The organism is Streptomyces sp. NPDC030840 (assembly GCF_055572015.1).
Genome location: NZ_JBVIEE010000004.1, coordinates 498,366 through 510,883, shown reverse-complemented (window position 1 = coordinate 510,883; position 12,518 = coordinate 498,366). Strand labels below are relative to the sequence as shown.

Annotated in this window: 10 protein-coding genes; 6 read left to right on the top strand and 4 right to left on the bottom strand. The window is 70.0% G+C overall.

Going from position 1 to position 12,518, the window contains the following annotated elements:
* Position 1: 1 nt before the first annotated feature.
* A complete protein-coding gene (locus ACZ49J_RS12650; RefSeq protein WP_467451515.1) occupies positions 2 to 2,245 on the top strand; it encodes a protein kinase domain-containing protein in 2,244 nt (747 codons plus the stop codon).
* Between the two features lie 18 nt (positions 2,246 to 2,263).
* Here ACZ49J_RS12650 and nadA read toward each other — a convergent pair whose 3' ends face one another.
* Positions 2,264 to 3,448, bottom strand: a complete 1,185-nt coding sequence (nadA, locus tag ACZ49J_RS12645; RefSeq protein ID WP_467451514.1) for a quinolinate synthase NadA — start codon at positions 3,446 to 3,448, stop codon at positions 2,264 to 2,266.
* A 350-nt stretch (positions 3,449 to 3,798) separates the two neighbouring features.
* On the opposite strand from nadA, the gene ACZ49J_RS12640 reads away from it, so the two are divergent.
* Complete coding sequence (locus tag ACZ49J_RS12640) at positions 3,799 to 4,155, top strand: iron-sulfur cluster assembly accessory protein (RefSeq protein WP_467451513.1); 357 nt, start codon at positions 3,799 to 3,801, stop codon at positions 4,153 to 4,155.
* 118 nt (positions 4,156 to 4,273) lie between these two features.
* Here the strand turns inward: ACZ49J_RS12640 and ACZ49J_RS12635 are convergent, their stop codons facing one another.
* Positions 4,274 to 6,139, bottom strand: coding sequence for a hypothetical protein (locus tag ACZ49J_RS12635; protein WP_467451512.1), 1,866 nt, complete (start codon positions 6,137 to 6,139; stop codon positions 4,274 to 4,276).
* Positions 6,140 to 6,347: 208 nt separating this feature from the next.
* The gene (locus tag ACZ49J_RS12630; RefSeq protein WP_467451511.1) at positions 6,348 to 6,566 is read right to left on the bottom strand and encodes a hypothetical protein; all 219 of its coding nucleotides are present in this window, start codon (positions 6,564 to 6,566) and stop codon (positions 6,348 to 6,350) included.
* 144 nt (positions 6,567 to 6,710) lie between these two features.
* Between ACZ49J_RS12630 and ACZ49J_RS12625 the strand changes: the two genes are divergently transcribed.
* A complete protein-coding gene (locus tag ACZ49J_RS12625; protein WP_467451510.1) occupies positions 6,711 to 7,685 on the top strand; it encodes a carbohydrate kinase family protein in 975 nt (324 codons plus the stop codon).
* A 7-nt stretch (positions 7,686 to 7,692) separates the two neighbouring features.
* On the opposite strand, the gene ACZ49J_RS12620 is transcribed toward ACZ49J_RS12625, so the two are convergent.
* Positions 7,693 to 9,075: an aminotransferase class V-fold PLP-dependent enzyme gene (locus tag ACZ49J_RS12620; RefSeq protein ID WP_467451509.1), complete on the bottom strand. Its 1,383-nt coding sequence runs from the start codon at positions 9,073 to 9,075 to the stop codon at positions 7,693 to 7,695.
* Between the two features lie 336 nt (positions 9,076 to 9,411).
* Here ACZ49J_RS12620 and ctaC point away from each other — a divergent pair, with 336 nt between their 5' ends.
* Genes ctaC through ACZ49J_RS12605 form a run of 3 tightly spaced genes read left to right on the top strand, consistent with a single transcriptional unit; the run spans position 9,412 to position 12,508 of the window.
* A complete protein-coding gene (ctaC, locus tag ACZ49J_RS12615) occupies positions 9,412 to 10,377 on the top strand; it encodes an aa3-type cytochrome oxidase subunit II (protein ID WP_467451508.1) in 966 nt (321 codons plus the stop codon).
* Positions 10,374 to 12,113: an aa3-type cytochrome oxidase subunit I gene (gene ctaD / locus ACZ49J_RS12610; protein ID WP_467451507.1), complete on the top strand. Its 1,740-nt coding sequence runs from the start codon at positions 10,374 to 10,376 to the stop codon at positions 12,111 to 12,113. Before ctaC ends, ctaD begins: the two co-directional genes overlap by 4 nt.
* A complete protein-coding gene (locus tag ACZ49J_RS12605; protein WP_467451506.1) occupies positions 12,110 to 12,508 on the top strand; it encodes a cytochrome c oxidase subunit 4 in 399 nt (132 codons plus the stop codon). Before ctaD ends, ACZ49J_RS12605 begins: the two co-directional genes overlap by 4 nt.
* Positions 12,509 to 12,518 lie beyond the last annotated feature (10 nt).

Genomic DNA, 12,518 nt, shown 5'->3' with positions numbered 1-12,518 from the left:
CGTGCCACTGCACAGGGACGACCCGAAGTCGGTCGGCGGGTACAAGCTGGTCGACCGGCTCGGGTCGGGCGGCATGGGTGTCGTCTACTGGGGCAGATCGCGCTCGGGCCGTGACGTCGCCGTCAAGGTCGTACACGCCCAGTACGCGCAGGACGAGGTCTTCCGCGCCCGCTTCCGGCAGGAGATCGAGGCCGTCCGCAAGGTGAGCGGCGCCTTTACCGCGCCGGTCGTGGACGCCGACGCGGAGGCGACACGGCCCTGGATGGCGACCCAGTACGTTCCCGCCAGTTCCCTCGCCGAGCGGATCCGCGACCACGGTGCCCTCAAGGGCGCCGAACTGCGGCGGCTGGCCCTGGGGTTGGTGGAGGCGCTGCGGGACATCCACCGGGCGGGAGTCGTGCACCGGGACCTCAAGCCCGCCAACGTCCTGATGGCCGAGGACGGCCCCCGCGTCATCGACTTCGGCATCTCGCGCGCGGCCGAGAACCACAAGACCCTCACCGAGACCGGCCAGATGATCGGCACCCCGCCCTTCATGTCCCCGGAGCAGTTCACCGACGCCCGCACGGTCGGCCCCGCCTCGGACGTCTTCTCGCTCGGGGCGCTGTTGGCGTTCTCCGCCACCGGGCGCGGGCCCTTCGACACCGACAGCCCCTATATGACCGCCTTCCGGGTCGTCCACGAGGCGCCCGTGCTGGACGGCGTACCGGACCCGCTGCGCGCGGTCCTGGAGCGCTGCCTGACCAAGGAGGCCGCCGACCGGCCCGAACTCGACGAACTGGAGAAGGAGTTCGCGGCGGCCCTGCCCGAACCGGACCCGTCCGACCCGGCCACCATGACGCTCCGCAGGGACGGGCTGCGAACCATCGAGGAGACCCACACCGGGGCCGGCCCGGCGGCGACCACACGACCTCCACGGACCGGGCGGGTGCGCGGCCGTCGCGTCCGCCCGCTGCCGGCCGCGGCCGGCACGGTGGGCGCGGTGGCCCTGGGTCTTCTGTGCTACCTACAGTTCGGGCCGGAATTCGCGGACAGCCCCCAGGCGACGAACACCTCGGCTGCGGCCTCCCGCTGGGCGGCGGCACCCACCGGCTGGCAGCCCTGGCAGACGACGCTGTTCAAGACGGCACAGCGAGGCGAGGTCAACGCGCCGGCGAAGGACAGCTCGGACCCGGGCGACGCCACCTGCCAGAGGTACGAGAACGCGGTCTACTGCGCGGGCAACGCCATCCTTCCGGTACGGCTGGACGGCCGTACCGGTAAAACCGTCTGGCGCTCCTCCATCGCGTCCGCCGACGCCGCCGCGACGCTGAACAACTTCACGCTCCTCGGCGTGCGGGACGGCGCGGTGCTCATCCGGCAGGCCGTCTACGAGGGCTCCGAGAACGGCCCGGTCAGCATCGTCGCCCTCGACGCCGAGAGCGGCGAGCAGCTGTGGACCCGCAAGATTCACGACACGAGCGTCGACCTGGGCCTGTCCGGCGACCTCGTCCTGACCCCCGACCCCAGCGGTCGGCTGGTGACGGCCCGTTCCCCGCGCACCGGCACCGACCGCTGGACCATGCAGCTGCCCTCCGACGACTACTGCCAGTTCGTGACGGCCGGCTCCCGCCTGTACGCGCACTGCTTCCCGGACGACGAGACCCAGGGCGCCGTGCTCCTGGAGCTGGACAAGGCCGACGGATCGGTGCTCCGGCGGGTGAAGACCCCGCACACCAGCAGCCTGCTCGGCACCGTCGAGGGCCTGGTGGCCTTCGTGGTCGGGGGCGACACCGGCCCGGCGCGCCCCGAGGACCTGAAGTTCGGGGAGATCTGGCTCCTCGACCCGGACAACGGCGAGAGCACGACGATGAAACTGAAGAAGACCTACGACGGCTCGGTGCGGCTGGCCGCCGGCACCCTGTGGATCACCGGGGCCGACGGCCAGGTGACCGCCGTGTCCCCGCTGACCGGCAAACAGCTGTGGCAGACCCGGACCGGCGTCGAGGGCTCGGGCCGGCCCACGTACGACGCCCGTGCCCGCACCCTGTACCTGGCCAGCCCCAGCGGCCGGGTCGCGGCCCTCGACGCCCGCGAGGGCACGCTGCTGTGGGAGACGGGCACGCACGCCGAGCGGCTCGCGAGCAGCGACACGGTCAAGTCCGCAGTGCTGCCGTACGGCGGCGCGCTGATCGCGAGCACTCCGGACGGCACCGTCTTCAGCCTCGATCCGGCTCACCCCGAGCAGAAGTCCTCCTCGGGGTGAGCGCACCGCACAGGAGGGTTACGGCAGCGCCAGCATCCGCTCCAGTGCCAGCTTCGCGAACGCCTCCGTCTCCTTGTCGACCTCGATGCGGTTGACGAGCTTGCCCTCGGCCAGGGACTCCAGTGCCCAGACAAGGTGCGGCAGGTCGATGCGGTTCATGGTCGAGCAGAAGCACACCGTCTTGTCGAGGAACACGATCTCCTTGCCCTCGGGCGCGAAACGATTCGCCAGCCGCCGGACGAGGTTCAGCTCCGTACCGATCGCCCACTTGGAGCCCGCGGGAGCGGCCTCCAGGGCCTTGATGATGTACTCGGTCGATCCGACGTAGTCCGCCGCGGCCACGACCTCGTGCTTGCACTCGGGGTGCACCAGGACGTTCACGCCGGGAATGCGCGCCCGCACGTCGTTCACCGAGTCGAGGCTGAAGCGGCCGTGCACCGAGCAGTGGCCCCGCCAGAGGATCATCTTCGCCGCGCGGAGCTGCTCGACGCTCACGCCGCCACCCGGCTTGTGCGGGTTGTAGACCACGCAGTCGTCCAGCGACATCCCCATGTCACGGACCGCCGTGTTGCGGCCGAGGTGCTGGTCCGGGAGGAAGAGCACCTTCTCGCCCTGCTGGAAGGCCCACTCCAGGGCCCGCTTGGCGTTCGAGGACGTGCAGATCGTGCCGCCGTGCTTCCCCGTGAACGCCTTGATGTCCGCCGAGGAGTTCATGTACGAGACGGGTACGACCTGCTCGGCGATCCCTGCCTCCGTCAGTACGTCCCAGCACTCGGCGACCTGCTCGGCCGTCGCCATGTCGGCCATCGAGCAGCCGGCGGCCAGGTCGGGGAGGACCACCTTCTGGTCGTCGGACGTGAGGATGTCCGCGGACTCCGCCATGAAGTGCACACCGCAGAACACGATGCACTCCGCCTCCGGGCGCGCCGCCGCGTCCCGGGCCAGCTTGAAGGAGTCGCCCGTGACGTCGGCGAACTGGATGACCTCGTCGCGCTGGTAGTGGTGGCCGAGCACGAAGACCTTGTCGCCGAGCTTCGCCTTGGCCGCGCGGGCGCGCTCCACCAGGCCGGGGTCGGAGGGGGAGGGCAGGTCGCCGGGGCACTCGACACCGCGCTCGCTCCTGGGGTCGGCCTCACGGCCGAGCAGCAGCAGGGCGAGGGGCGTCGGCTGTACGTCGAGCTCCTGGGTCTGGGCGGTGGTCACGGCACGCACCCTTTCTGTTCTGCGGCTCGCCGGCCCGGGGCTCCGGACCGGCGGGACATGCGGGACACCGTAAACGGCTTTTCGTCGAATTGACGTTATCTATGATAACCGCTTCACGTCACTTTGACGATGCCCATAGCGTCGATGTGACGTGAATCCCGGCGGCCGCGGACGACGCCCCTGGCGACGACCACCGCGACGCCCGTCCACAGGGCGCTGCCCGCTTCACGGCCCATGTGCGAGCATGAAGGGAGAGGCGAAGGGAATCCGCCCGGCCCGGAATGAATCCGCGGCCCCGGCGGTTGCACCCGTCGGCAAAGCAGTCTCCGTACAACCCGGGAGAGATGTAGATGTCCGTATCGGACGAGTCCACCACCGTCACCGACGGCATCATCCTGTCCGACGCCGCCGCGGCGAAGGTCAAGGCCCTGCTCGACCAGGAAGGCCGTGACGATCTGGCGCTGCGCGTCGCCGTCCAGCCCGGCGGCTGCTCCGGTCTGCGCTACCAGCTCTTCTTCGACGAGCGTTCCCTCGACGGCGACGTCGTGAAGGACTTCGGCGGGGTCAAGGTCGTCACCGACCGCATGAGCGCTCCCTACCTGGGCGGTGCCTCCATCGACTTCGTCGACACCATCGAGAAGCAGGGCTTCACGATCGACAACCCGAACGCGACGGGCTCCTGCGCCTGCGGCGACTCCTTCAGCTGAGCCGCCCACCCGTTCGGCGCACGCGACGCGCACCAAGCGCACGCGAAGGCGGCGTCCCCCCTCGGGGGGGACGCCGCCTTCGCGTGCGCAACCGCTGAACTGCCGGGCGACCGGTGAGCTACCTGGCGCTCGGGGCCCGGTCGGCGAGGCTTCCCTCAGGGACCTCCTCGCCGTTCGTCCCCACGACCTCCCGGTCGCCGAGCGGCTCCTCCAGCTGGACCGTGCGCTCCATGGCCTTCGCGATCATGATGCAGACCTTGCCGGACGGCTTCTCCGTCACCGTGACCGTCACCTCACCGTTCTCCTCGTCCGCCGAGGCCGAGTACTCACCGCACGCCCCGCCCCAGAAGCTCACGGTCAGCTCCTTGCCCCGCGCCGTGTAGCCCTCGACCCTGACGTCGCGCTTCTTGGGCGCCGAGCCCGAGGGCTCACCCGGGTCGAGCGGCGACGGCGTGGCCGACGGCGGCTCGGGCGTGGTCAGGTAGGCGGGGTCGACGGCCGGGTGCGTCACGGTGAAGCTCGTGCCGGCCCCCTCCGGCCGTACCTGGAACAGCCAGGACGGCACCAGCACCGGCTCGCCCTCCGTGAAGCGCGCGGCCAGCCCGAACACGGCGTTCTCGACGGTGACCGACCCCGACTCCGGCGCCGCGGTCGCCGGAGCGCACGGCGCCTCGTCCTTGTCCTTCAGCGGTACGGGGCTGGCGCAGCCGCCCGGGCCCTTGCGGCCGCCGCCGGTGCCCTGCCCCGACCCGTTCATCAGGTCCAGCGCCTTCTCCGCGCCGATCACGGGGTACGTGTCACCCTTGGCCGGCACCTTCACGTTGCCGCTTCCGCCGACCACCTGACCGTCGGCGCCGACCTGGATGCCGGTCGTCCAGCCGTACGTGGGGAGACCGCCGGCCTCGGGATCGGCGTTCACCGTCCTGACGGCGCCCGCGACCTGGGTGGAGTCCAGCTTGGCCGCGTCCTGGCCGACGGCCTTCAGCACCGGGGCGGCCGCCTTCTTCGCCACGGCCTCGCTGACCGGGTCACCCCCGGCCGCGCTGCCCGAGGCGCAGACGTCGGCCTTCTGGCAGTTGTCCGTGCCGGGCGCGTTCCGGCTGAAGGTCCACGTGCCCGGGGCGTCCCTGTTCACCTGGAGGCTCGGGCCGGAGCTGTCCTTCTCACCGCCCACCTTCCAGGTGTCGCCCTGGACCGTGGGAGTCCCCTCGACGCCGAGGGCCTTCGCGAGCCGGGCCACCTCGGCCGAGGTCACCTCGCCGGCCACCCGGTACACGGGCGCGGAGTCCGGGCCGTCGGGCAGGTCGCCGCCGGCGCGGTAGGTCACGCCGTTGGGGTTGGGCTCGCCGGGGGCGATGCCGTTCGTACCGCCCTCTGTGTAGCCGTCGAGGGCCAGCGGCGGGGGAGTGCGATCGGCTGCCGGAGCGCCGGAGTCGCTGCCGCCGCCGGAACCGCCGGTGGCGCTCGTGGCGAGGTAGGCACCGCCGCCTCCGACGAGAAGGACCGCGGCCGCCACGGAGGCGACGAGCACGGAGGAACGTCCGCGCCGGGCCTTGGTCTCGGCCTCGCCGCGCTCGACGGTGTGGGACGCGGCTTCGGCGGCTTCGGTGGGCGAGGACTTCTCAGGGCTTTGGGGGCTCTGAGGGCTCACGGCGCTGCCGCTGTCGGCTTCGTCCGCGCTCAGGGCACCGTCGGCCTCGTCAGCCCGTGCGGCGCTGTCGGTGCGGGCCGCGCTCTCGGTATCAGCGACCCCACCGTCAGCGGCTTCGGCGCTCTCGGCACGTTCGGCGCGCTCAGTCGCGCGCTCAGTCCCCTCGGCGCCCTCGGTCCGCTCGGCACGCGCGGTGCCCTGGATGTCCTCGGTCCGCTCGGCACGCGCGGTGCCCTGGATGTCCTCGGCGCCCTCGGTCCGCTCGGTGGCGTCGGCCGGCCCGGCGCCCCCGGCCGGCTCGGTCGCGTCGTTGTCGGGTCGCTCGGTGCTCACCGCATCGCTCCTTCAGCTCCACAGCTGTCCCTGGTGACCCGGTCCTGCCAGGAAGGAGGGGCACGGAAGGGTCGTATTCCGAATCCCCTCTACGGGGGACAGCGATGGGACGCGGCGGGGGAGCGCGCGGTTCCCCGTTCAGGCGCCCTCTTGGTCAACGAGTACCCAATCGAGGGCGCCGAACGGGTTCGGGGCGGCAGTGGCGAACTCAGTCGCCGTAGTCGGACATCGCGTCCACGAGACGGGACGACGCCGGAGGCACCTTCACCCCGTGGATGAGTGACGGGGACACGGGGAGGGCAACGTTCCGGTCGGGCGCCGCCCAGTGCGGCACCATCCTGGCGCAGTCGCCGCGCAACGCCGCCAGACCGCCCTCCGGGTCGAGCGGGACTTGACTGTGGACCTCGAAGTCCTGGTGGTTCGTCATAGCGGAACCGTATGCACCGCCAGAGCCACGGAAAAAGCCCTACTATCGGGTAGTTTTTCCTGTCCCTGTGCTGCTGCAGCGCGGGAGGTGACCCGATAGCGTGAACTGTCAATACCCTTCCCGTCGCAGGAGCGTGTCCTAGCCGTGCGTATCGCAGTCACCGGCTCCATCGCCAACGACCACCTCATGACCTTCCCCGGCCGGTTCGCGGACCAACTGGTCGCGGATCAGCTGCACACGGTCTCCCTCTCCTTCCTGGTCGACAAGCTCGACGTCCGCAGGGGAGGAGTCGGCGCGAACATCGCCTTCGGCATGGGTCAGCTGGGCACGAGGCCGATCCTGGTCGGCGCGGCGGGCGAGGACTTCGACGAGTACCGCGCCTGGCTGGACCGGCACGGCGTCGACACGGCCTCCGTGCACATCTCCGAGACGCTGCACACGGCCCGCTTCGTGTGCACCACGGACGCCGACCACAACCAGATCGGCTCCTTCTACACCGGCGCCATGAGCGAGGCCCGCCTGATCGAGCTGAAGACCGTCGCGGACCGCGTCGGCGGCCTCGACCTCGTCTCCATCGGCGCCGACGACCCCGAGGCGATGCTGCGGCACACCGAGGAGTGCCGCTCCCGGGGCATCCCCTTCGCCGCCGACTTCTCCCAGCAGATCGCCCGCATGGACGGCGAGGAGATCCGCATACTGCTGGACGGCGCGACGTACCTCTTCTCCAACGAGTACGAGAAGGGGCTCATCGAGTCCAAGACGGGCTGGACCGACGCCGAGATCCTCTCCAGGGTCGGCCACCGCGTGACCACCCTCGGCGCGCAGGGCGTGCGGGTCGAGCGGGCCGGCGAGACGCCGATCGAGGTCGGCTGCCCGGACGAGGAGCGCAAGGCCGACCCGACGGGTGTCGGCGACGCCTTCCGCGCGGGCTTCCTCTCAGGACTCGCCTGGGGTGTCTCCCTGGAGCGCGCGGCCCAGGTCGGCTGCATGCTCGCCACACTCGTCATCGAGACGGTGGGCACCCAGGAGTACCAGCTGCGCCGCGCCCACTTCATGGAGCGCTTCGCCAAGGCCTACGGCGAGGAGGCCGCCTCCGAGGTGCGGGCGCACCTGAGCTGACCGAGGTCTACGACAGCCGGCGGACCACGTACGCCGAGCCTCGCTCCGCCGGCTCCTCACCCACGTACTCCTGCCCCCGCATCCCGCACCACGCCGGGATGTCCAGCCGCGCGGCCTCGTCGTCCGACAGCACGCGGACCGTGCCGCCCACCGGGACGTCCCCGATGGCCTTGGCCAGCTCGATGACGGGGATCGGGCAGCGCTTGCCGAGCGAGTCCACGACGAGGGCGTCCTCCCGTACGGCCGCCGCGGGGGCCGCGGCCGGGGCACCCAGCTTCTCGCGGACCGCCGACACCGCACCCGGCAGGACGTCGAGGAACCGCTCGACGTCCTCCTCCGAGGTGCCCGGCGGCAGCGAGACCCGGACGTTGCCCTCGCTCAGCACCCCCATCGCCCGCAGCACATGGCTGGGCGTCAGCGTGCTGCTCGTGCAGGACGAACCGGATGAGACGGAGAAACCGGCCCGGTCCAGCTCGTGCAGCAATGTCTCTCCGTCGACATAGAGACAGGAGAAGGTGACCATGCCCGGCAGTCGGCGCACCGGATCCCCCACCACCTCCACGTCCGGCACCGACCCCGGCACCCGTGCCCGGATCCTCTCGGTCAACTCCCGCAGCCGTACCGCCTCCTGGGCCGCCTCGGCACGTACGGCGCGCAGGGAGGCCGCCGCCGCCACGATCGCGGGGATGTTCTCGAACCCGGCCGCCCGCCCCGACTCCCGCTCGTCCACCGGCCCCTGGGGCGCGAACCGCACCCCTTTCCGTACGGCGAGCAGCCCGACGCCCGACGGCCCGCCCCATTTGTGGGCACTCGCCGTCAACAAGGACCACTCACCCTCCACCGGCCCCCACGCCAGCGACTGCGCCGCGTCGACCAGCAACGGCACCCCGGCCTCCCGGCACACCGCCGCCACCTCGCCCACCGGCTGCTCCGTCCCCACTTCGTGGTTGGCCGACTGAAGGCAGGCCAGGGCGGTGTCGGGCCGCAGGGCGGCGGCGTAGGCGTCCGCGGTGACGGCCCCGGAGCGGTCCACGGCCACCCGCGTCACCGTGCCGCCCCCCGCCTCGTGCACCTCAGCGGAGTGCAACACGGAAGAGTGCTCGACCGCGGACACGATCAGGTGCCCCCCGATCCGGCGACGCCCCGCCAGCGCCCCCGCGACCCCGGAGTGCACGGCCCGCGTACCGGAGGCGGTGAACACCAACTCGTCCGCCCGGCACCCCACGGCCTCGGCAGCCGCCTCCCGCGCCGCGTCCAGCAGCAATCGGGCCCGCCGCCCTTCCCGGTACAGCCGCGAGGGATCGGCCCACCCTTCGTCGAGAGAGGCCTGAAGAGCCTGCCGGGCAACGGGATGCAGAGGAGCAGCAGAAGCAGCGTCGAAGTAAGCCACACAGCAACGCTAATCCTCCGGCCAGGGGCAGCGCCCCTCTTGAGCGGCGCGGGGAACTGCGCGACAAGCCACGAACATCCCGCAGCCGCCGTGGAAAGGTAAACCCCCGAGCCCTTGGGCGCCCCCAACACCCACCAGAAACACCCCGCAGCCGGGCAACCCACCCCATCGGCGTGACCCGCGGCGCGTTAGGCACCCTCCCCGCAGACCGCCGGACGGCGTCCAGTAGGGTTTGGTCCGCATAAACATCAAACCCCTGCCCGACGCAGGGCGGCGACCGGACCAGCGAGAAGGCCGCAGCCAACAGCGCGGGCGAGACTCTCGGGAAGGCGCTACGTGAGTCCCAACGGCTCCGACCGCTCGCCGCGGCGCCCGATGCGGCGGAAGCTGCTGCAGGCACTGACTGCGGGCCTGGTCCTGGCGACAGCCACCGGTTGCTCGTACAACTGGGAAGACTTCCCCCGCCTTGGTATGCCCACCCCGACCACGGAAGAGGCTCCGCGGATCCTCTCCCTGTGGCAGGGGTCCTGGGCGGCTGCGCTCGCCGTCGGCGTGCTGGTGTGGGGCCTGATCCTGTGGAGCGCCATGTTCCACCGGCGCAGCCGCACCAAGGTCGAGGTTCCCCCGCAGACCCGGTACAACATGCCCATCGAGGCGCTGTACACGGTCGTCCCGCTCATCATCGTCTCGGTGCTGTTCTACTTCACCGCCCGCGACGAGTCGGAGCTCCTCAGTACCTCCAAGAAGCCCGACGTCACGGTCAACGTGGTCGGCTTCCAGTGGAGCTGGTGCTTCAACTACATCGAGAACGTCGACGGTTCCACCGGTGACGCGAAGACCGACAAGAACCTGGACGCGATCCCGCAGAAGTGGAAGGACCAGTTCCCCGAGAACGCGGGCGGCGTCTACACCTGCGGTACCCCCGGTGAGCGGAACCCGCAGACCGACAACCCCGGCCCGACCCTCTGGCTCCCCGAGGGCAAGACGGTCCGCTTCGTCCTCACCTCGCGTGACGTCATCCACTCCTTCTGGGTGGTGCCGTTCCTGATGAAGCAGGACGTCATCCCGGGCCACACCAATGTCTTCCAGGTGACCCCCAACCGCGAGGGCACCTTCCTGGGCAAGTGCGCCGAACTCTGCGGCGTCGACCACTCTCGGATGCTCTTCAACGTGAAGGTCGTCTCTCAGGAGCGCTACGAGCAGCACCTCAAGGAGCTCGCTGAGAACGGCCAGACCGGTTACGTCCCCTCCGGTATTGAGCAGACGAGCAACGAGAAGAACCGGGAGACGACCCAGCTGTGAGCATCATCAACGAACCCCAGGGTGCTCCCGCACCCGCGGGCACACACCAGAGCGAGCTGCCGGTACGGCGCAGGCAGCCCGGCAACGTCGTGGTGAAGTGGCTGACCACGACGGACCACAAGACGATCGGCACGCTGTACCTGGTGACGTCGTTCGCGTTCTTCTGCATCGGCGGCGTGATGGCGCTCTTCATGCGCGCCGAGCTCGCCCGGCCGGGCACGCAGATCATGTCGAACGAGCAGTTCAACCAGGCGTTCACGATGCACGGCACGATCATGCTGCTGATGTTCGCGACGCCGCTGTTCGCCGGCTTCACTAACTGGATCATGCCGCTCCAGATCGGCGCGCCGGACGTGGCGTTCCCGCGGCTGAACATGTTCGCCTACTGGCTGTACCTGTTCGGCTCGCTCATCGCGGTGGGCGGCTTCCTCACCCCGCAGGGCGCGGCCGACTTCGGCTGGTTCGCCTACAGCCCGCTCTCGGACGCGGTCCGCTCGCCGGGTATCGGCGCCGACATGTGGATCATGGGTCTGGCCTTCTCCGGCTTCGGCACCATCCTCGGCGCGGTCAACTTCATCACCACGATCATCTGCATGCGCGCACCCGGCATGACGATGTTCCGCATGCCGATCTTCACATGGAACGTGCTGCTGACCGCGGTCCTGGTCCTGCTCGCCTTCCCCGTCCTCGCGGCGGCGCTGTTCGCCCTGGAGGCGGACCGCAAGTTCGGAGCCCATGTCTTCGACGCGGCCAACGGCGGAGCCCTGCTCTGGCAACACCTCTTCTGGTTCTTCGGCCATCCAGAGGTGTACATCATCGCGTTGCCGTTCTTCGGCATCATCAGTGAGGTCATCCCGGTCTTCTCCCGCAAGCCGATGTTCGGCTACATGGGCCTGATCGGCGCGACCATCGCCATCGCGGGTCTGTCGGTGACGGTGTGGGCGCACCACATGTACGTCACCGGCGGTGTGCTCCTGCCGTTCTTCTCGTTCATGACCTTCCTGATCGCGGTGCCCACCGGTGTGAAGTTCTTCAACTGGATCGGCACCATGTGGAAGGGCAGCCTGTCCTTCGAGACCCCGATGCTCTGGGCCGTCGGCTTCCTGATCACCTTCACCTTCGGTGGTCTGACCGGCGTCATCCTGGCCTCGCCGCCGATGGACTTCCACGTCTCCGACTCGTACTTCGTGGTGGCGCACTTCCACTACGTGGTGTTCGGCACCGTCGTCTTCGCGATGTTCTCCGGCTTCCACTTCTGGTGGCCGAAGTGGACGGGCAAGATGCTGGACGAGCGGCTCGGCAAGATCACGTTCTGGACCCTGTTCGTCGGGTTCCACGGCACGTTCCTCGTCCAGCACTGGCTGGGTGCCGAGGGCATGCCGCGCCGTTACGCGGACTACCTCGCGGCCGACGGCTTCACCGCGCTGAACACGATCTCGACGATCAGCTCCTTCGTCCTGGGCCTGTCGATCCTGCCGTTCTTCTACAACGTCTGGAAGACCGCCAAGTACGGCAAGAAGGTCGAGGTCGACGACCCGTGGGGTTACGGCCGCTCGCTGGAGTGGGCGACCTCGTGCCCGCCGCCGCGGCACAACTTCATCACCATGCCGCGGATCCGCAGCGAATCCCCGGCGTTCGACCTGCACCACCCCGAGATCGCCGCGCTCGAGCAGCTCGGCCACGGCAGCCCCGCCTCGGGTGAGCTCGCGGGCAGCGGCAAGGAGGCCGGCAAGTGAAGATCCAGGGCAAGATGTTCATCTGGCTGAGCGTCTTCGTCCTCGCCATGGCGATCGTCTATGGCGTGTGGTCGAAGGAGCCGGCCGGCACCACGGCGCTCTTCCTCGCCTTCGGCCTGTGCATCATGATCGGCTACTACCTGGCCTTCACGGCCCGGCGGGTTGACGTGGGCGCGCAGGACAACAAGGAGGCCGACGTCGCGGACGACGCCGGCGAGGTGGGCTTCTTCAGCCCGCACAGCTGGCAGCCGCTCGCGCTCGGCGTCGGTGGCGCGCTCGCCTTCATGGGCGTCGTCTTCGGCTGGTGGCTGCTGTACTTCTCGGCCCCGATCATCATGATCGGCCTGTGGGGCTGGGTCTTCGAGTACTACCGCGGTGAGAACCAGAACCAGTAACACGGCCTGA